This is a genomic window from Streptomyces fractus, assembly GCF_049844455.1.
Classification (GTDB): domain Bacteria; phylum Actinomycetota; class Actinomycetes; order Streptomycetales; family Streptomycetaceae; genus Streptomyces; species Streptomyces fractus.
The window spans coordinates 3,554,310-3,577,522 of record NZ_JBMYHI010000002.1 but is presented as its reverse complement, the minus strand read 5'-3'; the positions used below and the strand labels follow the sequence as shown (position 1 = coordinate 3,577,522).

Here is a 23,213-nt window from a genome sequence, read left to right as displayed (position 1 = left end):
GGGGCGACGCCGATGCGCCCCGAGTACCGGTGAGTGCCGGGGCGTGGGGCGCGGGGTCGGCGGAGGCGCTGGGGTCGCGCGGCGGCGACGGCGAGGCGAACGACGACCCGGCCCCCACGGACCAGGCCGACATGGCGGACCTGGAAACGGGCTTCCTGCGTGACCCCGCCGCGTGGCGATCCTCTGTGTTCGGGGACGGGGACGGTGTCCGGGGCCCCGGAGGCGGCGAGGGAGCTGGCGTCGGCGATAACGGCGGTGCCGGTGCCGGTGTTCGTGCTGATGTCGCGGAGTTCTTTGGTGCCGGGGTCCGTGATGCGGGGTCCCGTGACGTGGGGTTTCGTGATGCGGGGTCCGGTGACGTTGAGCGGAGTGACGTCGAGGCCGTTGGTCTTGAGCCCAGGGACGTTGATCGCGGGGGAGTTGAGCCGCGCGGCAGCGAGTCCAGTGGTGCTGAAACGGCTGGTGCCGGAACCAGTGGCGTTGGCCTCGATGGTGCCGATTCCCGCGGCGCCGATCCCCGTGACGTCGACTCCTGTGCGGAGGCTGACCATCGTGCGGATGGTGCGCGGCTCGTCGGCCCTGCTCGTGACGAGTCCCGTGACGCCGATTCCCGCGGCGTCGACTCCTGTGCGAAGGCCGGCCACCGTGCGGATGCCGCGCGGGTCGCTGGTCCGAGCGGCGACGAATCGCGTGACGTCGATCCCCGTGGCATCGATTCCCGTGCGGAGGCTGACCATCGTGCGGACGCTGCCTGGGCCGTTGGTCCGCGCGGCGGCGATTCCCGTGACGTCGATTTCCGCGGCGACGACCCCCAGGACGCCGATTCCCGCGCGGAGGCCGAGCACCGTGCGGATGTTGCGCGGATCGTCGGTCCGCGCGGTGACGACTCCCGTGACATCGATTCCCGCAGCGCCAACTTCCGGCCCGTTCACCGCCGTTCCGGTGCCGACCCGGTCAAGGGGCTGATGCACCGGCACCGTGAACTGTGCGAGCGGGCCGTCGACCCGTTGGAGATCGCCGCAGGGCTGGAGGCCCATGGCGTTACCGACAGGACCGCCGCGCGCTTCCGCCACAAGGACGTGTTCTCGCTCGCCGAGGAGATGTACGCCCGCGCGTCGAGGGACGGCGACCCGTACGAGCCCGTCGTCGAGGTCACCCGTCCCACCACCGGCGTGCGCGGCCTGTGGGCCGCACTCGCGCTGCTGCCGGGAGCCGTCTGCGCCCTCACACTGTTCGGCCTGCACGCCACGGCGGGCCCCGCTCGGGCGGCCATCGGCCTCGTCGGCGTGCTCGCCGCCCTGGTCGCCCTGCGCGCGACGCTGCGCCACGGGCCGCTGCGCACGGTCGGCGGCCCCTCCGCCCCCTCGGCCCGGCTGTGGTCCTGCTGGTTGCTCGCGTACGCCCTCCTCGGCGACGGCCTCCTCGACGCCGCGCTCGCGGGCGGGCCCGACGAGCCCTGGGCCCCCGCGGCCGCGCCGCTGGCCGCGCTCGCCGTCGCCGTGGCACCGGCCACCTGGTGCGCCCAGCTCTTCTCGGGCGGAGCGCGGCGCCGCCTCGCCACCAGCCGCGGGCTCGCCGAGTTCGCCGCCTCCGTACGCCCGTTGCTCCTCGGGGCCGTGACCCTGTTCACGCTCGCCCTCCTCGCACTCCTCGTGCTGGCCGGGGCCGTACTCGACGAGAAGGTGGACTACGCCGGAGTGGGCGCCCTGGGCGTTCTGCTGCTGCTCGCCCGCCTCCTCGCCGCGCACCGCCGTACCCACGCCCCCGCCGTCGCGCTCGGCGCCGCCGTCGCCGTCGAAGTCCTGGCAGTCGCCACGGTCTTCGCCGCACGACTGCCCGGCTGCGACGTCCTGGGCCTGCCCGTCGAGACCGCGGTCGACGCGGTCGGCACGGGCGTCGTACCGACGGTCGCCTGCGCCGTCGCCGCCCTCGTCCTCCTCGTGCACGCCACCCGCACCCTGACCCGGGCCTCCGCCCACGCGAACGCGGACGACCCCATCGGCTGGGCGCCATGACGGCCACGACCGCGACCCCCGGTATCGCCGGCTCCGTCGAGCACACCGTGCCGCCGCGACCAGCACACGCCAGATGACCGGGACCACCCCATTTCCGCGGGGCCGACACCGCGGAGCCATCCGAAGACCCAGGGCAACCCTCATAAGGAGAACGCCAGATGACCACCCCTCCTCCCGGAGGCGCCGGATACGCCGGATACTCCGGACCTCACGGGCAGCGCGGAAGCCACGACCGGTGCGCCACGCGCGCGGCGCGCGGAGTGCACGGCGCCCTCGGAGCGCTCCGAGGGACCGGAGCGCGAACCCTGGGAGGCACCCGATGAGGGTTCTGCTGATCGGAGCCAACGGGTATCTGGGCCGCTTCGTCACCGACCGCCTGCTCGCCGACCCCGCCGTGCAGCTCACCACGCTCGGGCGGGGCGACGACGCCGACGTCCGCTTCGACCTCGCCACCGGCAGCCCTGGCGCCCTCACCCGCTTCCTGGACGCCGTCCACCCCGGAGTGGTCATCAACTGCGCCGGCGCCACCCGCGGCGGTGCCCGCGAACTCACCCGGCACAACACCGTCGCCGTCGCCACCGTCTGCGAGGCCCTTCGGCGCAGCGGCTGCGGCGCCCGCCTCGTGCAGATCGGCTGCGGCGCCGAGTACGGGCCCTCGCAGCCCGGCTCGTCCACCGCGGAGGACGCGGTACCCCGGCCCGGCGGTCCGTACGGCGTCAGCAAGCTCGCCGCCACCGAACTCGTCCTCGGCTCCGGCCTCGACGCCGTCGTCCTGCGCGTCTTCTCGCCCGCGGGCCCCGGCACCCCGGCCGGCTCCCCGCTCGGCCGGCTCGCCGAGGCGATGCGCCGCGCGATGCAGGCCGGTGACGGCGAACTGAAGCTGGGCGGACTCGGCGCACAGCGCGACTTCATCGACGTACGGGACGTGGCGCGCGCCGTGCACGCCGCATCGCTCTCCGCCGCGCAGGGCGTCATCAATATCGGCTCGGGCCGCGCCGTGCGACTGCGTGACGCCGCCGCCGTGCTCGCCCGCGTCGCCGGATTCGCCGGGTCCCTCCACGAACTCGACGGCCCCGCCGTCGGGATGCGGACATCCGTCGCCCACCCCCGCTCCGAATCCGACCACGGGATGCCACCGTCCCCGGCCGCGTATCCGTACCCCGACGGCTGCGGCAGCTGGCAGCAGGCCGACGTGCGCACGGCCCGCGACCGGCTCGGCTGGCGTCCCCGCATCAACCTCGAAGAGTCCCTCGCCGACATCTGGATGGAGGCGGCATGCCGTATCTGACCCCGACCGCGACCGGCCTGTCGAGCACCGACGTACGACTCGGCTTCGGCATCCCCGGTTTCGCGCACCCCCTCGTCGCACCCACGGAGTGGGCCGAACTCACCCGCCCCGCAACGCCTTTGCACTGGGTTGTTCTGAATGTCGCCAATGGTCCGGGATCCCGCCCCGACCAGCACTGCCTGGAGGCGGTGGGGCGACTCCGGCAGGCCGGGGTGCGTGTCCTTGGTCACTTGGACCTGACCTATGGCGCCCGAGCCTTCGGTGAACTCGTCTCCGACGCGCACCGCTTCCTCGACTGGTACCAGGTGGACGGCTTCTACTTCGACCGCTGCCCCACCGAGCGGGCCGCGCTCCCCGAGGTCAGGCGTGCCACCACGACCCTGCGCGCCCTCGTCGACGACGCGTACATCGTGTTCAACCACGGCACCCACCCGTACCCCGGATACGCCGAGAGCGCCGACCAGTTGGTGACCTTCTCCGGCCCCTGGAGCGACTATCGCTGGTCCCAGGTCGCCGAGTGGACCGCCGACTATCCGCACGAGCGGTTCTGCCACTTCGTCCACGGAATGCCCCTCGGTCACCTCGAGGAGGCGCTGCGCATCGCGCGCTGGCAGGGCGCGGGCACGATCTACTTCACCGATCGCACGGACCGGGGCGGCTCGACCGACCCCTGGGAGGGGATGCCCGGTTACTGGGACGAAATCGTCTCGCGCATCGGACGCGGTGTCTCGGAATGAAGGAGGGCGTGGCAGTGTTACAGACGGAACAACCGTACGTAGATACCGACCAACGGAGTCCCCGTGTCGCTGCCACCCCTGGTCGAGCCAGCTGCTGAGCTCACCGTAGACGAGGTCCGCAGGTACTCCCGCCACCTGATCATCCCCGATGTCGGGATGGACGGGCAGAAGCGGCTGAAGAACGCCAAGGTGCTCTGTGTGGGCGCCGGTGGCCTTGGCTCGCCGGCCCTCATGTACCTGGCCGCTGCGGGCGTGGGCACGCTCGGCATCGTGGAGTTCGACGAGGTCGACGAGTCGAACCTCCAGCGCCAGATCATCCACAGCCAGGCCGACATCGGCCGGTCCAAGGCGGAGTCCGCGAAGGACTCCGTCCTCGGGATCAACCCGTACGTGAACGTGATCCTTCACGAAGAGCGGCTTGAAGCCGAGAACGTGATGGACATCTTCAGCCAGTACGACCTGATCGTCGACGGCACGGACAACTTCGCGACGCGCTACCTCGTCAACGACGCGTGCGTGCTGCTGAACAAGCCGTACGTGTGGGGTTCCATCTACCGCTTCGACGGCCAGGCCTCGGTCTTCTGGTCCGAGCACGGGCCGTGCTACCGCTGCCTGTACCCGGAGCCCCCGCCCCCCGGCATGGTCCCCTCCTGCGCCGAGGGCGGTGTCCTGGGCGTGCTGTGCGCGTCCATCGGCTCCATCCAGGTCACCGAGGCGATCAAGGTCCTGGCCGGCGTCGGCGACCCGCTGGTCGGCCGCCTGATGATCTACGACGCCCTCGAGATGCAGTACCGCCAGGTCAAGGTCCGCAAGGACCCCGACTGCGCGGTCTGCGGCCCGAACGCGACCGTCACCGAGCTCATCGACTACGAGGCCTTCTGCGGCGTCGTGTCCGATGAGGCGCAGGAGGCCGCCGCCGGTGCCACGATCACTCCGAAGCAGCTCAAGGAGTGGATCGACGACGGCGAGAGCATCGAGATCATCGACGTCCGCGAGCCGAACGAGTACGAGATCGTCTCCATCCCGGGCGCCAAGCTGATCCCGAAGAACGAGTTCCTCATGGGCACGGCCCTGGAGAGCATGCCGCAGGACAAGAAGATCGTCTTGCATTGCAAGACGGGTGTCCGCAGTGCGGAAGTTCTCGCCGTGCTGAAGTCCGCGGGCTTCTCGGACGCCGTGCACGTCGGCGGCGGCGTCATCGGCTGGGTCAACCAGATCGAGCCGGACAAGCCGGTCTACTGAGCCTCGGCTCGGCCCCTGTGAGCTGATCGGACGGGCCTCGCGCACAGTGCGCGAGGCCCGTCCGCCGTATCGGGGCGGACGTTCGCCGTCAGGGGCACACCTTGCCGTCGCGCGGTATTCGACCCTCCAGGAGATACGCGTCGACCGTCGAGTCCACGCAGGCGCTGCCGACGCCGTACGCCCCGTGCCCTTCGCCCTTCCACGTCAGCTCGATGCCGACGCCGGCGCCCAACTCCTCGGCCATGCGGCGCGCCCCTTCGTAAGGCGTCGCCGGATCGCGGGTGTTGCCCACGACGAGAACCGGCGCCGCACCCCGCGCGCTCACATCCGGTTCGTCCCACTGGCCCGGGACCGGCCAGCCATGGCACCAACCCGCCGTGTCCCAGCCCATGTACGGCCCGAACACGGGCGAGAGCTCCCGGAACTTCGCCAGCCGCTCCTTCGTCTGACGCACCGTGGGGCGCGCCTTGTCGTCGAGGCAGGAGATCGCCCGCTGAGAGTGACTCGCGGTGCCGTAACGCCCGCTCCCGTCACGGTTGTTGTACGAGTCGGCGAGGGCGAGCAGGGTCGAACCGTCGCCCCGCTCCGCGTCCCGCAGGCCTCGCGTCAGAGCTGCCCAACTGGTCTTGCTGTACAGGGTGACCGCGATGCCGGTCGTCGCGAGTGATTCGTTCAACTCCCGGCCGCCCGGGGTCGGCAGAGGTTTCGCGTCGAGCCTCTTGAGGAGCGCGGCGATCTCGCGCGTGCCCTCCCGGGGATCCTTGGCGCGTGACCTGAAGTAGTCGTCGAGGGCCCGCTGGAATCCGCGGGCTTGGCTCTCGGCCTGCCCGACGCGTCCCGCCGTCGGATCCACGACGCCGTCCAGAGCGAGCCGGCCGACCTTGTCGGGGAACAAGTGGGCGTAGACCCCACCCAGTTCGGTGCCGTAGGAGACGCCCATGTAGTGCAACTTCTTGTCACCGAGGACCTGACGCGTCAGGTCCATGTCGCGCGCGGCCTCGATGGTCGACACATGGGCGAGCAGTGCTCCGGCCTGCCTGCCGCAGCCCTTGCCGAACGCGACGGAATCCTGGAGATACGCCGTCTCCTCCGCCGTGGTGTCAGGCGTGAGGTCGATGGACTCGGCCGCCTGCATGCCTTTGTCGCTCCGACAGCGCAGCCCGCGGCTCGCCGAGACGCCGCGCGGATCGAACCCCACCAGGTCGTACCTCTCACGCAGCTTCGCGTACTGCGGGGCGAAGGCCGGCAGCAGATCCACCCCGGAAATTCCGGGGCCGCCGAAGTTGAACAGCAGGGAGCCGATCCGGTCGCTCCGGTCGCCTCGCGCCTCGGTCCGGATGAGGGCGAGGTCGATCGTGGGGCCGGACGGCTCGGCGTAGTCGAGCGGGGCCTTGAGCGTCGCGCACTGCCAGTCGGAGCCGGGCGCGCGCGAGCCGGCCTGCGCACGGCACCGGCCCCAGTCGAGGCGCTGGTCGGTGAGTGAGGACGGGAGGGCGGGGGAGTCGCTCTCGCCCGGCGCCATGTCGGCGGGTCGTGAGGCGGATGCCGACGGTGGCTTCGGATCGCTTCTGTCGTCGCGCTCGCCCGAGCCGCCGCAGCCCGTGACCGGCCCGACCGTCAGCACGACGGCCGCGGCCAGGGCGAACGCGCGGACGCCCCTTCCCCAGCGTGCGTGTGCGCCCGCGGACGCACACGAATCCTGTGCCGCCATGGCACCTCCCCCCTCAACTGCCCCCGTTCGAAAGACAGTCAAGCCATCGTAGGAGCGCCCACGGACATCCGGCTCGGCCTGTGGACAACTCCTGGATCACTTGCAGACCGTTCCCTCGTTCGGGGGTTTCCCGCTGAGGAGGTAGGTGTTCACGGCGCCGTGCACGCACTTGTTTCCGCTGTCGTAGGCCCCGTGCCCCTGGCCGTCGTACGTCAACTCGACGCCCACGTCCCCGCCGAGCGCGTCGACCATCTTCTTCGCCCCCTCGTACGGAGTGGCCGGGTCGCCGGTGTTGCCGACGACGAGGATCGGGGCGGAGCCGGACGCGCTGACGTCCGGGTGCTCGGCGGCCCCGCCGACGGCCCAGCCGGAGCAGTTGAGCATGCCCCACGCCAGGTAGTCGCCGAACATCGAGGACGCCTCGCGGAACTCCGGCAGCTTCGCCTCGACGTCCTTCGTCGTGTAGCGGGGCTTGTCGTCGGCGCAGTTGATGGCGATGTTCGCGGCCTGCATGTTGCTGTACTTGCCGTCCTCGTTGCGCCCGTTCATCGAGTCGGACAACGCCATGAGGATCTTGCCGTCACCGTTGTAGGCCTGCTGGAGGCCCTCGGTCAGGTACTCCCAGAAGTCCTGCGAGTACAGGGCCTGCGCGACCCCGTTGGTCGCCGCGGTCTGCGTGAGGTCGCGCGGGAAGATGCCCGGGATCGGCTTCTCCTCGAGTTCGTCGAGCAACTTGGCGATCTTCGTCTTGACGTCCTGCGGAGTGTCCCCGACGGGGCAGCCATCGGCCTGGGACGTGCAGTGCTTCGCGTAGTTGTCGAGGGCGAGCTGGAACCCCTTCGCCTGGCCGAGCGCCCCCTCCTCCGGGTCCTGTGTGGGGTCGACGACGCCGTCGAACACGGCGCGGCCCAGCTTCTTGGGGAACAAGTGGGCGTAGACACCGCCCAGTTCGGTGCCGTAGGAGATACCGAAGTAGTGCAGCTTGTCGTCGCCGAGGACCTGGCGCATGAGATCCATGTCGCGGGCCGCGTCGGTGGTGCGTACGTGGGGGAGGACGGTGTCGGAGTTCTTCTCGCACGCGCCGTTGAATGTCTTGATGTTGTCGACGAGCTTCTTCTGCTCCGCGGTGTCGTCCGGCGTCGAGTCCTGCTGGAAGTACTCGTCGAGCTGCTTGTCGTCCTCGCACTTGATGCCCGCGCTGCGGCCCACCCCGCGCGGGTCGAAGCTCACGAGGTCGTAGCGAGTGCGCAGCTTGGCGTACTCGGAGCCGAAGGCCGGGAGAGTGGTGACCCCGGAGCCGCCGGGACCGCCGAAGTTGAAGATCAGCGAACCGATGCGCTTGTCCTTGTCTCCGCTCGCCTTGGCGCGGATCAACGCCAGGTCGATCGTGTCGCCCCGGGGTTCGTCCCAGTCGAGCGGCGCCTTCATGGTGGCGCACTGCCACTCGGCGCCGCCGGGAAGCGGGGAAGGCGCCTCGCCGCCGCCCTGGGACTCCGCGGGTGCCGGGCAGTCCTTCCAGCTCAGCTTCTGGGACGGAAGATCCACGTCGTCGTCCGTGTCGCTGCTGCACGCCGCGAGCGATACGGACAGCAGGGTGGCGGCGGTCAGGGCAGCGGTACGGGACCAGGACGGATTGGGCATGCGTCCATCCTGCGGCGGCGGGGTGCGGGGCGCTCGGGCTGAAGGCTGTGCGAGTGAGGTCCTCGCTACCCGTAGGACGTACACGTCGCCTGCTCCCTCAGAAGGAGCCTAGAGGGCGCCCTTCCTCGTCAGGTGGTTGAAGAACAGCCAGCCGGGGAGGACGGGCAGCCACAGTGTGAGCAGCCGGTACAGCAGGACCGCGGGCGCGGCCACCTCCTTGGGCAGGCCGACCGCGATCAGACCCACCGTCAGGGTCGCCTCGACGGCACCCACACCACCCGGCGTCGGGGCGGCCGAGCCGAGCGCGTTACCTGCGAGGAAGACCACCGCGACGCTGGCCAGGCTGATCGACGTCTGGGTCTCGTCCCCGAAGGCGCGGATCGAGGCGTCGAGGCACATCACGAAGCAGGCGGTCAGCAGCAGCATGCCGCCGATGCCGGTGAGCAGCTTCCGCGGCCGCTGGAGCACATCGAGCATGCGCGGCACGACACCCGCGAAAAGTGAGCGCACGCGCGTGACGACGAATTTCCGCAGGAACGGGATCGACGTCATGACCAGGACGAGCACCGCGACGGTCAACAGGCCCGCGATGACCGTGCGGGACGGCGACAAGGAGGGCGTCTTCTCCGTCCCTGTCAGATAACCGAAGGTCAGCAGCAGCAGGATGTGGCTGCCCATGCCGAACAGCTGCGAGGCGCCCACACTCGCCACGGCGAGCCCCGGACGTACCCCCGAACGCTGCAGAAAACGCGTGTTGAGCGCCACGCCACCGACCGCCGCGGGCGCCACGATCTTCACGAAGGAGCCGGCGACCTGGGCCGCGACGGCCCGCATGAAGGGAACACGTTCCGGCACGAAGCCGAGCAGGCTCATCGCGGCGGCCACGTAGCTGAGCGCGGAGAACAGCACCGCGAGGCCGACCCAGCCCCACTCGGCCTCGCCCACGATCGCCCCGAAGTCGATGTGGGTGAGCTGCGACAGCAGGAAGTACGCGCCGATCGCACCGGCGATGAAACTGATCAGCGTGCGCGGCCTGATGCGCTCCAGGCGGGCCGGTTCGACGGGCGCCTGGGGCCGGATGCGCAGCACCTGGTGGCGGATCTGGGTCAGCAGATCCTCCTCGCGGGCCTCTTCCACGGCCTCGTCGATGGCCCGCTTCTCGGCCTGCCGTTCCGCCTTCTCGGATTTCTTCTCGGCGCGTACCGACACCTTTCCGGCGTCCTCGGCGGTGGTCTCCTCGATGCGCGCCTGCTTGGCCTTGCTGGACGCCTCCAGGACGGCCTCGCGCTCGCGCTGGGCACGCTCACGCCCGAGCTTGCGCAGCGTCGCCCTGGTGGAGCGGGTGAGCGCGATCGGCTGCAGCAGCGGCAGACAGTCGGCGATCGCGTCCGGGCCGAGGACTCCCACGGCGGACGCGACGGTGCGCTCGGCGCCCGCCCGAAGCCCGAGCGTCGTGAGCAGCTGGGCGATGTCCATGCGGAGCACGAGCTCACCCGCGGCGATCTCGCCGCCGCGCAGATCCGTGAGGATCACGGTGCCGGAACGATCCACCAGAATCGCGTCGCCGGCCAGCCTGCGATGGGCGATCCGCCGTGACTGGAGAGCCTGGACCTGATGCCACGTGTCGCGCATCAGCTCATCGGTGATCTCGGCGTCGGGCAGCGAGTCCAGGGACCGGCCGCCGACGTGCTCGTAGACGAGCATGACGGCATCGGGGCCGAGCTCGGACGTCGCGATCAGCCTCGGTGCGTTGGCCCCTGCGGCGATCGCCGCGTAGGCGAGCAGCGCCTCCTGCTCCAGGGCCTGGCGCAGCGACTGGAGGCTGCGGCGCTGCGTGATGCCGCGCAGCGTCAGACGTCGCCACACGCGGTAGAAGAATCCCTGCGCCTGCTGCTCCCGGTCCACCACGGTGACGTCGAGCGGTGGTCCGTCCTCCAGGGTGACGAAGTAGCGCCGCCCCCGGTCGCCGTTCTCCGTGGTGCCCTCATGGGCTTCCTCACGGGAGGCGCTGACGGGGTGGAAGCCGACGTGGCGCAGGCCCGCGAGGAGCGTCTGCCCTGTAGGGCGCACGTTCGGGGAGCCGACGGCGTACAGCGTTCCGTAGGCGACGGTCCAGCCGATGAGGACCGTCAGGATGATCGAGAACGGTGTCGTGTAGCCGGTGACGAGCATCGCGAAGGCGTCGAGCAGCAGGACCACCCACAGCACGACGCGCCACCGTGGTCGCCGGGACATGCCGACGGCCGTCATATAGGCGATGACGGGCGCCAAGTAGCCGTGCACCGGGTCGGTCAGCGCGTGGATGTCGCCGGGCGAGACAGTGGTGAGCGCTTCCTGGATGGACTGCGGGGCGCCCTTGGCGACCCAGAGGTCCGTCGCGAGCGTCACTCCGTGCGCGAGGACCGCGGCGAGCACTCCGTCGGCGATCCGCAGGCCGTCCCGCTTGATGAGCCGCTCGATGGCGAACGCGACCGGCACCAACAGGATGGCGATGCTCGACGCGAGACCCGCGAACTTGGTCAGCAGGTCCGGTGCCTGGCCGGTGCCCTTGTCGATGTCCTGGGCGAAGCCCGAGGTCGTGCCGTGCGCGAACGCCGCGATCGCCAGGATCACGACGATGGCGAGCAGGCCGACGAGGAGCCGCATGAGGTCGGAGGGTCGGTGTACGCGCGCGGGGAGCAACGGTTCGTCACCGTCCACCTGCTCCGCGTGTACCTCCCCCTCGGCACAGTCGGGGTCGTGCAACGGTTGCTCGGGCTTCGCTTCGGCGGCCTGATCGGCCGCTTCGTCAGGGCGCGCCGGTGCCACAGAGGTGCCCTCCGCCTTGTCGGGGTGCACGCTCTGCTGCTCCGTGGTCTCTTCTTGATCTCGTATCACCAGTCACCGCCCGCACGATGGTGGCATGCCGCACCGTCATAGGGGGGCATCAGGGTGCATTCGAGGAGGCGGGATCCTCTGGCGGGCGTCGCCGTCCGTGCCTGCCCGGGCCGCCTCCTGTACGCCGTTTCGTACGTCGCTCCGCGCTGTCGGTGGCGTGCGGCAGGATGGGTCGGATGAGCAAGGAGAGCGAACCGGCGGGAGAGCTTCCCGCGTACGCGGAGCGGGTCCTGGACGTCGCGGAGCTGATCCCGCGCGGGCGGGTCATGACCTACGGGGACGTGGCCGAATGGCTCGAGGAGGGCGGGCCCCGCCAGGTGGGGCGGGCGATGGCTCTCTACGGAGGCGCGGTTCCGTGGTGGCGTGTGGTGCGCGCCGACGGGCAGCTCCTGCCGGGGCACGAGCTGCGCGCCCTCGAGCGCTACGGGGAGGAGGGCACGCCCTTGCGCGAGGCCTCCCGGGCCGCCGAAGGGCACCTGCCACGCCTCGACATGAAGCGCGCGCGGTGGGACGGCCGGGAGGGTACGGAAGCTCACAATTGACAGCTTCGGCCATCCCGCGCGCGGGTGGGGTGCCGGTGGCCCGTATGGGGGAAGCGGGGCATGTGGGGCACTTCGGCGGCCCCGTGTCCGTTGGTGAGACCGGGCACATCTGTGCCCGAGGGAGTGCGGGAGAGGCGCCGGAAGCCCGGCTTCCGCCACACTCGACGGCGTAGCGTCGACGGCACCGTCGATGGCAGACACCTCCTTCACCCCATGGCCACCGCTTGGCGCGGACGGCACTTCGACCACCAGCACACCCACCAGGACCAGCGATCCACGTGAGCTCCTCCTCGTCCACCCGGCACCTGTCGCAGCATCAGGTTCGACAGGGGCTCCCCGGTGCGTACCGACTGGTGCGTACCCCGCCGGCTCCGGTGGACCCCCCTCGTCTGGACGCACATCAGCGTGCGGTGGTTGACCATGCCCACGGGCCGCTCCTCGTCCTGGCCGGCCCCGGCACGGGCAAGTCCACGACTCTCGTGGAGGCCGTCTCGGCGCGCATCGCCAAGGGCACCGACCCCGAGCGCATCCTGGTACTCACGTTCAGCCGGAAGGCCGCGGTCGAACTGCGCGACCGGATGGCCCAGCGCATCGGCGCCGCACACGCCCCACAGGCGACGACGTTCCACTCGTTCTGTTACGCCCTGGTCCGTGCCCACCAGGACGCGGACCTCTTCGTCGAGCCCCTGCGGCTGCTGTCGGGCCCCGAGCAGGACGTCGCCGTAAGGGAACTGCTGGCGGGACAGATCGACCTGGAGCAGGCGGGGCTCGCGCATGTGCGCTGGCCGGACGAGCTGCGCGCGTGCCTCACCACGCGGGGCTTCGCCGACGAGGTGCGCGCGGTCCTCGCCCGCAGCCGTGAGCTGGGCCTGGGGCCGGCCGCCCTGGACGCCTTCGCGCGCCGCATCGGCCGCCCGGACTGGCGGGCTGCCGCCACGTTCCTTGCCGAGTACCTGGACGTCCTCGACGCACAGGGCGTGCTCGACTACGCGGAACTGGTGCACCGCGCCGTGCTCCTCGCGCGCCGCACGGAGGTCGCGGACCGGCTCGCCACGCAGTACGACGCCGTGTTCGTCGACGAGTACCAGGACACCGACCCCGCCCAGGTGCGGCTGCTGCACGCTCTCGCGGGCGGGGGGCGCACGCTCGTCGCCTTCGGCGACCCGGACCAGTCGATCTACGCGTTCCGGGGCGCGGACGTGAACGGCATCCTGGACTTCCGTGACGACTTCCCCCAGGCGGACGGCGCCCCCGCCCCGGTCGAAGTGCTCACCACGTCCCGGCGTTCCGGTGCCCGTCTCCTGGAGGCGACGCGCCGCATCACCCAGCGGATGCCCCTGACCCGGCTGCCCGCGCACAAGGTGCGTGCCCACCGTGAGCTGTCGCCCGTACGCGACGGGGGCAGGGCCGAGGTCTACACGTACCCGACGTCCGGTACGGAGCTCGACAACATCGCGGACATCCTGCGGCGTGCCCACCTGGAGGACGGCATCCCGTGGAGCGACATGGCCGTCCTGGTGCGCGCGGGCTCGCGCAGCATCCCCGCGGTGCGGCGCGCGCTCACGGCGGCCGGCGTCCCCCTCGACATCGACGGCGACGACCTGCCGCTGCGCCACGAACCGGCGGTCACGCCGCTGCTGACGGCCCTCAAGGTGGTGGCCCGGGCAGCCGCCCCGGACACCCCGGACACCCCGGACACCCCGGACACCTCAGAGAATGCGGATACTCCAGACGCTCCGGAAGGCGAGTATCGGCTCGACACCGAGACGGCTCTCGAACTCCTGGCCTCGCCGCTCGCCGGCATGGACACGGCCGATCTGCGCCGCCTCGGGCGCGCGCTGCGCGAGGAGGAGCGCGCGTCCGGGAACGCGCTGCCGCCGCCCTCGGACGAGCTGCTCGCGCGCGCCCTGATCGAGCCCGAACGGCTCGCCCTGCACGACCCGGCGTACGCCCGCGGCGCGCAGCGTCTCGGCGCGCTGCTCGCCACCGCCCGCCAGAAGCTCGCCGACGGCGGCACCGCCGAGGAAGCCCTCTGGGAGCTGTGGAACGGCACCTCCTGGCCGGGGCGGCTCGAACGTGCCGCGCGCCGAGGCGGCGCGGCCGGGCGCAACGCTGACCGCGACCTGGACGCCGTCTGCGCCTTGTTCGCCGTCGCCTCGCGCGCGGAGGAGCGCACCGGAGGCCGTGGCGCCCGCAACTTCCTGGAGGAACTGGAGGCCCAGGACATCGCGGCCGACACCCTCGCCGGACGGGCCGTGCGCCCCGACGCCGTGCGCCTGATGACCGCGCACCGCTCCAAGGGCCTGGAGTGGCGGCTCGTCGTCGTCGCGGGCGTCCAGGAAGGGCTGTGGCCCGATCTGCGGCGCCGCGGCTCACTCCTGGAGGCCGACCGCATCGGACGCGACGGCCTCGCCGAACCACTCACCCCCGGGGCGCTGCTCGCGGAGGAACGACGTTCTGTTCTATGTCGCCGCCACGCGCGCGAAGGAGCGGCTCGTCGTCACCGCGGTGAAGGCGCCCGCGGACGACGGCGACCAGCCGTCCCGGTTCCTGACCGAGCTGGGCGTGGAACCCAAGGACGTCAGCGGGCGCCCGCGCCGCCCTCTGGCGGTGGCCGCGCTCGTCGCCGAACTGCGCGCCACGACGGTGGACCCACGCGTCTCCGAAGGGCTGCGAGAGGCCGCCGCGCGTCGCCTCGCCCAGCTCGCGGCGCTCAGCGACGACGACGGCAGACCGCTCGTACCGTCCGCCCACCCGTACCGCTGGTGGGGCATGTACGAGCCGACCGAGAGCAAGGTCCCGCTGCGTGACCGGGACAAGCCCGTCGTCCTCTCAGGAAGCGCCCTCGACCAGCTGGCCAACACCTGCGCCCTGCAGTGGTTCCTCGGCCGCGAGGTGAAGGCCGACGCCCCCGCGACCGCGGCCCAGGGCTTCGGCAACGTCGTGCACGTCCTGGCCGACGAGGTCGCCTCCGGGCGCACCCCCGCAGACCTCGACGTCCTCATGGAGCGCCTGGATTCCGTGTGGGACTCCCTCGCCTTCGACGCGCCCTGGAAGTCGGCCCAGGAGAAGGAGAACGCCCGCGCCGCGCTCGAACGGTTCCTTCAGTGGCACGTCATGGACCGCACGGGCCGCACCGCTGTCGCCAGCGAGCACGACTTCGATGTGACGCTCGAGGCGGGCTCCTACGAGGTGCGTATTCGCGGATCCATGGACCGTGTGGAGCGAGACGCCGAGGGCCGCGCCTACGTGGTCGACTTCAAGACCGGCAAGCAGGCACCGAGCGCCGCGGACGTCGCCCGCCACCCACAGCTCGCCGTGTACCAGCTCGCCGTGAACGAAGGTGCGGTGGACGACGTCTTCGACGGGGCTCGACCGCACCCCGGAGGAGCGGAACTGGTGCAGCTCCGGCAGGGCGCCGCCAAGAAGGACGGCGGCGAGGCCCTGCCGAAGGTGCAGGCGCAGGAGCCCCTCGAAGGGGAGTGGGTCGGCGACCTCCTCGCCACCGCGGCCGGCAAGGTCCTCGACGAGCGCTTCGTACCGACCACCGGGCAGCACTGCACGCACTGCGCGTTCCGTGCCTCGTGCAGCGCGCGTCCGGAGGGCAAACACGTCGTCGAGTGACGTGCGCCTCGACTGAGCCGGAACAGACCGGCGCTGTCAGTGGTGCCGGTTAGCCTCGATGAGGTGACCACGCGCCTCACCGACCCCGAGCAGCTCAAAGAGCTGCTCGGCATCCCGTTCACCCCGGAGCAGACGGCCTGCATCACCGCGCCGCCCGCCCCGCAGGTGATCGTGGCCGGAGCGGGCTCCGGGAAGACGACGGTGATGGCCGCGCGCGTGGTCTGGCTGGTCGGCACCGGCCAGGTCGCCCCCGAGCAGGTCCTGGGCCTCACGTTCACCAACAAGGCGGCCGGGGAACTGGCCGAGCGTGTCCGCAAGGCCCTGATCAAGGCGGGCGTCACCGACCCCGATGCCATCGACCCGGACAACCCCCCGGGCGAGCCCGTGATCTCCACGTACCACGCCTTCGCCGGCCGTCTGCTGACCGACCACGGCCTGCGCATCGGGCTCGAACCCACGACGCGGCTGCTCGCAGACGCCACCCGCTTCCAGCTCGCCGCGCGCGTGCTGCGCGAAGCGCCCGGCCCCTATCCCGCCCTCACCCGCTCCTTCGCCGACCTGGTCAGCGATCTGCTCACCCTGGACGGCGAGCTGGCGGAACACCTCGTACAGCCCGGCAAGCTGCGCGCGTACGACCATGAGCTGCTGCGCGCCCTCGAAGGCGTCAAGCTCAGCAACGCAGACCTGCGCAAGGTGCCCGAGGCGGCCGCCGCGCGCCTGGAGCTGGCCGAGCTCGTGGGGCACTACAGGGACGCCAAGCGCTCGCGGGACCTCCTCGACTTCGGCGACCAGATCGCCCTGTCGGCGACGCTGGCCGACACGCGGCCCGAGGTCGGCGAGATCCTGCGCGACGAGTTCCGCGTGGTCCTGCTCGACGAGTACCAGGACACGTCCGTGGCCCAGCGGATCCTGCTCGCGGGCCTCTTCGGCGGGGGAACGGGCCACGCGGTGACCGCGGTCGGCGACCCCTGCCAGGCGATCTACGGCTGGCGCGGCGCCTCCGTCGCCAACCTGGACGACTTCCCGCGCCACTTCGCGTACGCGGACGGCCGCCCGGCCACCCGCTTCGCGCTCAGTGAGAACCGGCGCAGCGGCGGCCGCCTGCTCGACCTCGCCAACGGGCTGGCCGAGCCGCTCCGGGCGATGCACGCGGGCGTGGAGGCTCTGCGCCCCGCCCCCGGAGCCGAGGCCGACGGTGTCGTGCGCTGCGCCCTCCTGAGCACGCACAGCGAGGAGATCGACTGGCTCGCCGACTCCATCGGCCACCTCGTCGCCACGGGTACGGCGCCCGGTGAGATCGCCGTGCTGTGCCGCACCGCGACCGACTTCGCCGAGATCCAGGGCGCCCTGGTCGCCCGGGACATCCCCGTCGAAGTGGTCGGCCTCTCCGGCCTGTTGCACCTCCCGGAGATCGCCGACCTGGTCGCCATGTGCGAGGTCCTCCAGGACCCCGGTGCCAATGCCTCCCTCGTACGACTTCTGACCGGCCCGCGCTGGCGCATCGGCCCGCGCGACCTCGCCCTCCTCGGGCGGCGTGCACGCTTTTTGGTCTCCCACGCGCGCGGGGGAGAGGACGACGATCCGGACCGGCGCCTGGCCGCGGCCGTCGAGGGGGTCGACCCCTCCGAGGTGATATCGCTCGCGGACGCGCTCGACACGTTCCTGGAGACGTCGACCGACGCCGGAGAGGACGACGACGGGCTGCCGTTCTCGTCGGACGCGCGCGTGCGCTTCGCCCGGCTCGCCACCGAACTGCGCGAGCTGCGCCGCTCGTTGTCCGACCCCCTCATGGACGTGCTGCACCGTGTCCTGGCGGTCACCGGCCTGGAGGTCGAACTCTCCGCGTCCCCGCACGCGTTGGCGGCCCGCCGGCGCGAGACGCTCTCCAACTTCCTCGACATCGCCGCGTCCTTCGCGGCGAACGACGGGTCCGCGACGCTGCTCGCCTTCCTCGGATTCCTGCGCACCGCGGCGCAGTACGAGAAGGGCCTCGACAACGCGCTGCCCGGCGGCGAGGACACCGTGAAGGTGCTCACCGCTCACAAGTCCAAGGGCCTCGAATGGGATGTCGTCGCCGTTCCCGGCCTCGTCAACGGCACGTTCCCGAGCACCCAGGGCCGTGAGAAGTGGACGGCACAGGCCAAGGTCCTGCCTCACGAACTGCGCGGTGACGGCGCGACGTTGCCCGCGATCGAGACGTGGGACTCCAAGGGCATGAAGGCGTTCCACGCCGACATGAAGGACCACCAGCACACCGAAGAGCTGCGCCTGGGATACGTCACGTTCACGCGCCCGCGCTCCCTGCTGCTCGGATCCGGGCACTGGTGGGGACCGTCCCAGAAGCGCACGCGCGGCCCGTCGGACTTCCTCCAGGCGCTGTACGAGCACTGCGCCGCCGGTTACGGCGAGATCGAGGCCTGGGCGGACGAACCGGCGGAGGACGAGGAGAACCCTGCCCTCCAGGAGAACTCGGTCGAGCACGCCTGGCCGCTGCCGCTGGACGAGGAGGCGCGGGCGCGGCGCCGGGCCGCCGCCCACACGGTCCTCGCCCACTTGGAGCGCACCGCGGGGCCCGAGGCCGCGCACGCACACACACAGACCCACCCCGCCGCCCTCGACGAGCCGCCGTTCGAGGACCCCGACTGGCCCCCGCCGCCCGAGGACGACGAGCCTCCCTACGACCCGTACGAGGACGACTACGTCCCGGACGAGGGCGATCACGGCCTCTACGAGAACGATCACGACTCCTACGAAGGCCATCACGACTCTTACGAGGGCGACGCGCCCCCGGCCGGTGCCCACGCGCGCGTGGGCGAGCCCGAGCCGGCGGCCCCGGTCGTGCCGCACCCCGCTCCCGCCCCGGAAGCCGAGCTCACCCCGGAGGAGGCACGCACCATCGCCTCCTGGGACCGTGACCTGGAGGCACTGTCGGGCGAGCTGTTGCGCGCCCGCGCCGCCGTGCGCGATGTTCCCGTCCCGCACACGCTCACCGCGTCCCAGCTGCTCCGGATGGCCGCCGACCCGGACGCCTTCGCCCAGGAACTCGCGCGCCCCATGCCCCAGCCGCCGCAGCCGGCGGCCCGCAGGGGCACCCGGTTCCACGCCTGGATCGAAGCGCGCTTCGAAGAGCTGCGGCTGCCCATGCTCGACCCGGAGGAGCTGCCCGGCAGCGACGCCGAGATCGCGGACGAGCGCGACCTGGAGGCACTCAAGGAAGCCTTCGAGCGCACCCCGTACGCGCATCGCTCGCCCTACCGGGTCGAGACGTCCTTCCAGCTGGCCATCGCGGGCCGCGTCGTCCGCGGCCGCATCGACGCCGTCTACAAGGAGGGCGACGGCGACGGGGCGACGTACGAGATCGTGGACTGGAAGACGGCCCACCGGAAGTCCGCCGACCCCCTCCAGCTGGCCGTCTACCGGCTCGCCTGGGCCGAGCAGCAGGGCGTTCCCCTGGAAGCGGTGAGCGCCGCCTTCCTGTACGTACGCACCGGGGAGACGGTCCGGCCGCGTCGGTTGCCCGGCCGGGAGGAGCTGGAGCGGCTCCTGCTGGAGGACCCGCAGCAGCCGGTGGAGCCCGTGGAGGAACCGCCGGACGAACACGTTCGGGCGGGCGGATAGGCTCGTGGCCATGAGCAAGCCCGTTGACACTGCCGTCAGCACAGTCCGTGCGTATGTCGAGAACCACCGTGAGGCGTTCCTCGACGACCTCGCCGCGTGGCTGCGGATCCCTTCCGTGTCCGCCCAGCCCGATCACGCACCGGACGTGCGGCACAGCGCCGAGTGGCTTGCAGCGAAGCTCGCCGCGACCGGCTTCCCGACCACGGAGGTGTGGGAGACGGCCGGCGCCCCCGCCGTGTTCGCGGAATGGCCCTCAGGCGACCCCGAGGCCCCCACGGTCCTCGTCTACGGGCACCACGACGTGCAGCCGGCCGCTCGCGAGGACGGCTGGGACACCGACCCCTTCGACCCGGTCGTCGTCGGAAACCGCCTCCACGCGCGCGGGGCGGCCGACGACAAGGGACAGGTGTTCTTCCACACACTTGGCGTGCGCGCCCACCTGGCCGCGACCGGCCGCACCGCCCCCGCGGTCAACCTCAAGTTCCTCATCGAGGGCGAGGAGGAATCGGGTTCCCCGCACTTCCGCGCCCTCGTGGAAGAACACAAGGAGCGCCTGGCCGCGGACGCCGTGATCGTCTCCGACACCGGCATGTGGTCCGAGGACACCCCCACGGTGTGCACCGGCATGCGCGGCCTCGCCGACTGCGAGATCGAGCTGTACGGCCCCGACCAGGACATCCACTCCGGCTCGTTCGGCGGCGCCGTCCCGAACCCGGCGACCGCGGCGGCCCGCCTCGTGGCCGCGCTGCACGACGAGCACGCGCGCGTGGCCGTCCCGGGCTTCTACGACGGCATCGTGGAGCTCACCGACAGGGAGCGCGAGCTCTTCGCGGAGCTTCCGTTCGACGAGGAGCAGTGGCTGCGCACGGCGAAGTCCCGCGCCACCCACGGAGAGGCCGGGCACAGCACCCTGGAGCGCATCTGGGCCCGCCCCACCGCCGAGGTCAACGGCATCGGCGGTGGTTACCAGGGCCCCGGCGGCAAGACGATCGTGCCGTCCTCCGCGATGCTCAAGCTCTCCTTCCGGCTGGTCGCCGGGCAGGACCCGGACCACATCGAGAAGGCCGTCACCGCCTGGGTCGCCGAGCAGCTGCCCGCGGGGATCCGCCACACGGTCACCTTCGGGTCCGCCACCCGCCCCTGCCTCACACCGCTCGACCACCCGGCTCTGAAGTCCGTCGTACGTGCCATGGGGCAGGCCTTCGAGCAGAAGATCCGCTTCACGCGCGAGGGCGGCTCGGGCCCCGCGGCGGACCTTCAGGACGTCCTGGAGGCGCCCGTGCTCTTCCTCGGCATCTCCGTCCCCTCCGACGGCTGGCACGCCCCCAACGAGAAGGTCGAACTCGACCTCCTCATGAAGGGTGTCGAAACAACCGCCTACCTATGGGGCGATCTCGCGGAGAGCTGGGCAGATGCACACTGACTGAGGCGCCCGCACCCACCTCGCCGAACCGCCCGCCGAACCACCCTTTCCACCGGGGGAGTTGGAAGCACTCGTGACCACCTGGACCGACCGAACCGCCGATCTCGCCGCAACGCGACCCCTCTCGCTCTCCGCGCCGAGCGGAATCGACCGCGCGGCGCACCACCGCCTCGACGAGGCCTGGCTCGCCGCCGCGTGGAGCCATCCCACGACCCGCGTCTTCGTGGTCTCAGGTGGTCAGGCGCTCATCGACGAGACACCGGACGGCACGACGGAACTGGTCATGACCCCGGCCTTCGAGGCGCCCCTCACCGAGGCGCATCGCTACTTCCTGGGCACCGACGAGGACGGCGTGAGCTACTTCGCGCTCCAGAAGGACACGCTTCCCGGGCGCATGGACCAGTCCGCCCGCCCGGCCGGCCTGCGCGAGGCGGGGATGCTCCTCTCGCAGCGGGACGCGGGCCTCATGGTGCACGCCGTCGCCCTGGAGAACTGGCAGCGCCTGCACCGTTTCTGCTCCCGCTGCGGCGAACGCACCGTCATCGCCGCCGCGGGCCACATCCGTCGCTGCCAGGCCTGCGGAGCCGAGCACTACCCGCGCACCGACCCGGCCGTGATCATGGCCGTGACGGACGAGCAGGACCGCATCCTGCTCGGCCGCCAGGTGCACTGGCCCGAGGGACGCTTCTCGACGCTCGCCGGCTTCGTCGAGCCCGGCGAGTCCATCGAGCAGTCGGTGCGGCGCGAGGTCTTCGAGGAGGCGGGTGTCGTCGTCGGTGACGTCGAGTACGTCGCCAGCCAGCCCTGGCCGTTCCCGTCCAGCCTGATGCTCGGCTTCATGGCGCACGCCACGTCCTTCGAGATCAACGTGGACGGTGACGAGATCCACGAGGCACGCTGGTTCTCCCGCGAGGACCTGCGGGCCGCCTTCGATTCCGGCGAGGTCATGCCTCCCTACGGGATCTCGATCGCTGCCCGGCTGATCGAGCTCTGGTACGGCAAGCCCCTGCCGAAGCCCAGCGACGCGCTGTGAGTTCCCTGAGTCAACCTCTAGGCGGTTTTGGGCATGTCGAGCGCCGGTTTGATCTTGTTGTTGGCTTGATGGATCTCGGGGTCGTAGCAGGTGCCGGTGCGCCAGCAGGCCCAGATCACACGGAGCCACGAGCGGGCGAGGATGCGGGCCGAGTGCGGGTGGCGTTTCTTGGCGGTCCGGGCGTCGTTGTAGATCTTTGCGGCCCAGTCACTGCCGTGTCGGCTGTTGTCGGCGTAGGTGACGATGGCCTGCCGGGCACGTCTGTTGGTCGCGTAGCGGAAGGTCACCACGCGGGACTTTCCGGATGCCCGGGTCACCGGGACGACGCCGGTCTCGGCGATGAACTGCTCGCTGGTGCGGGAGCGTTCGAGGATCGGGCCGAGCTCACCGATGATCTGGCCGAGATTGACCGTGCCGATGCGGGGCATGGTCGCGAGGAGTGGCGCGTAGGGGTGGGTGGCTACCGCGTCCGCGATGGACTTGTCCAGGGCCTGGATGGTCGCGCGGATGCCCCGCACGAGCTGGACCTGGGTGCGTACCAGCTGTCCGACGACGTTCTTGCTGAGGCGGGAGGCCGCGGTGGGAGCGGAGCGCAGGCGCCCGATCAGGACGCTGCCGGGGCGCTTTCCCGAGTATCCCTGCCGTTTGCACCAGGCTTCCAGTCGTCCGGCGGTGAGCTCGGCGGCCGCGGACGGGGTGGGGTATCGCTCCAGGAAGGTCAGCGCGATATCGCTGTCGAGGCTGGAGAAGACGGCCTTGCCGCCGGGCCAGTGTGCGTCCAGGAGGGCCGCGAGCTGGTTGACAGCCGCGATGCGGGCCTCGACGTGATCGGCCCGCTGCCGAGTGAGGGCCTGCAGGTCCATGGTGGCCTGCTCGGTGGGCTCCAGGCGGGGCAGGAAGTGGCCGTCGGTGCGCAGGTAGTCGGCGAGCTTGAGGCTGTCGCCGGCGTCCGTCTTGGCCTTGGATGCGCCCCATCGCGGGCGCATCGCGTGGAAGGCGTTGGGATGCACCGGCACCACGGGGTGCCCGGCGGCCAGCAGCCTGTCCACGGCCAGGCCGCGGGTAGTCTCGATGGCCACCGGAAGGTCCGCCGGGGCACCGCACTTCGCCAGCTTGGCCAGCGTCCTGGCGATGCCGTCCTCGGTGTGCGAGAACTCCCAACGGTCAACCCTCGCACCAGAGTTGTCCATGACCGTCACGTCGTGGGTCTCGGTCGCCCAGTCCCAGCCGATGTACACGAAAGAAGCACCTCTGTGTCGTGCGCCAAGGACCTGCCCGGTGGTGAGGACGTCTGCCGGGAGCTCATTAATCGGCCCTCTGCGGGGCGTGTCCCTGAAGCCGATCAGACGGCCTCGGCCCGGCGGGGCTGGCATAACTCACAGTGGCCGTCGAGCAGCTCGCGACACAAGCCATGCACCCACCGGGACCGAGAGGTCACAACCCTACTCGTGAGGGCTGCAGA

The 23,213-nt window shown here is 71.3% G+C and carries 14 protein-coding genes; 10 read left to right on the top strand and 4 right to left on the bottom strand.

The features are described from left to right. Positions 1–965 precede the first annotated feature (965 nt). The 4 genes from ACP4E5_RS17885 to moeZ all read left to right on the top strand — a co-directional run bounded on the left by ACP4E5_RS17885 (position 966) and on the right by moeZ (position 5,282). Positions 966–2,015, top strand: coding sequence for a hypothetical protein (locus ACP4E5_RS17885; protein WP_425829861.1), 1,050 nt, complete (start codon positions 966–968; stop codon positions 2,013–2,015). A 319-nt stretch (positions 2,016–2,334) separates the two neighbouring features. Next, entirely contained in the window at positions 2,335–3,303 is a 969-nt protein-coding gene (locus tag ACP4E5_RS17880; protein ID WP_425829859.1) for an SDR family oxidoreductase, read from the top strand. Further along, entirely contained in the window at positions 3,291–4,040 is a 750-nt protein-coding gene (locus ACP4E5_RS17875) for a spherulation-specific family 4 protein (RefSeq protein ID WP_425829857.1), read from the top strand. The genes ACP4E5_RS17880 and ACP4E5_RS17875 overlap by 13 nt, the downstream gene beginning before the upstream one ends. A gap of 63 nt (positions 4,041–4,103) precedes the next feature. Further along, positions 4,104–5,282 (top strand): adenylyltransferase/sulfurtransferase MoeZ, encoded by a 1,179-nt coding sequence (moeZ, locus tag ACP4E5_RS17870; RefSeq protein WP_425829855.1) that lies wholly within the window; start codon positions 4,104–4,106, stop codon positions 5,280–5,282. An 88-nt stretch (positions 5,283–5,370) separates the two neighbouring features. Here moeZ and ACP4E5_RS17865 read toward each other — a convergent pair whose 3' ends face one another. The 3 genes from ACP4E5_RS17865 to ACP4E5_RS17855 form a co-directional block, all read right to left on the bottom strand. Then, positions 5,371–6,993 carry an alpha/beta hydrolase gene (locus tag ACP4E5_RS17865; RefSeq protein WP_425829853.1) on the bottom strand — a complete coding sequence of 541 codons (1,623 nt, stop codon included), beginning with the start codon at positions 6,991–6,993 and terminating at the stop codon, positions 5,371–5,373. A 96-nt stretch (positions 6,994–7,089) separates the two neighbouring features. Next, positions 7,090–8,634 carry an alpha/beta hydrolase gene (locus ACP4E5_RS17860; protein WP_425829851.1) on the bottom strand — a complete coding sequence of 515 codons (1,545 nt, stop codon included), beginning with the start codon at positions 8,632–8,634 and terminating at the stop codon, positions 7,090–7,092. A 108-nt stretch (positions 8,635–8,742) separates the two neighbouring features. Further along, the gene (locus tag ACP4E5_RS17855) at positions 8,743–11,511 is read right to left on the bottom strand and encodes a lysylphosphatidylglycerol synthase transmembrane domain-containing protein (protein ID WP_425829849.1); all 2,769 of its coding nucleotides are present in this window, start codon (positions 11,509–11,511) and stop codon (positions 8,743–8,745) included. A gap of 167 nt (positions 11,512–11,678) precedes the next feature. Here ACP4E5_RS17855 and ACP4E5_RS17850 point away from each other — a divergent pair, with 167 nt between their 5' ends. The 6 genes from ACP4E5_RS17850 (at position 11,679) to nudC (ending at position 21,751) form a co-directional block, all read left to right on the top strand. After that, positions 11,679–12,053 (top strand): MGMT family protein, encoded by a 375-nt coding sequence (locus ACP4E5_RS17850; RefSeq protein ID WP_425829847.1) that lies wholly within the window; start codon positions 11,679–11,681, stop codon positions 12,051–12,053. Positions 12,054–12,331: 278 nt separating this feature from the next. Beyond that, positions 12,332–14,863 carry an ATP-dependent helicase gene (locus ACP4E5_RS17845; RefSeq protein ID WP_425829845.1) on the top strand — a complete coding sequence of 844 codons (2,532 nt, stop codon included), beginning with the start codon at positions 12,332–12,334 and terminating at the stop codon, positions 14,861–14,863. Next, on the top strand, positions 14,826–15,677 hold the full coding sequence (locus ACP4E5_RS17840) for a RecB family exonuclease (protein ID WP_425829843.1): 852 nt from the start codon (positions 14,826–14,828) through the stop codon (positions 15,675–15,677). The genes ACP4E5_RS17845 and ACP4E5_RS17840 overlap by 38 nt, the downstream gene beginning before the upstream one ends. Before the next feature lie 63 nt (positions 15,678–15,740). Next, positions 15,741–19,295, top strand: a complete 3,555-nt coding sequence (locus ACP4E5_RS17835; protein WP_425829841.1) for an ATP-dependent DNA helicase — start codon at positions 15,741–15,743, stop codon at positions 19,293–19,295. A 10-nt stretch (positions 19,296–19,305) separates the two neighbouring features. After that, positions 19,306–20,718 carry a dipeptidase gene (locus ACP4E5_RS17830; RefSeq protein WP_425829839.1) on the top strand — a complete coding sequence of 471 codons (1,413 nt, stop codon included), beginning with the start codon at positions 19,306–19,308 and terminating at the stop codon, positions 20,716–20,718. A gap of 73 nt (positions 20,719–20,791) precedes the next feature. Next, complete coding sequence (gene nudC, locus ACP4E5_RS17825; protein ID WP_403850624.1) at positions 20,792–21,751, top strand: NAD(+) diphosphatase; 960 nt, start codon at positions 20,792–20,794, stop codon at positions 21,749–21,751. A 17-nt stretch (positions 21,752–21,768) separates the two neighbouring features. Here nudC and ACP4E5_RS17820 read toward each other — a convergent pair whose 3' ends face one another. Beyond that, the gene (locus ACP4E5_RS17820) at positions 21,769–22,989 is read right to left on the bottom strand and encodes an IS110 family RNA-guided transposase (RefSeq protein WP_425826047.1); all 1,221 of its coding nucleotides are present in this window, start codon (positions 22,987–22,989) and stop codon (positions 21,769–21,771) included. Positions 22,990–23,213 lie beyond the last annotated feature (224 nt).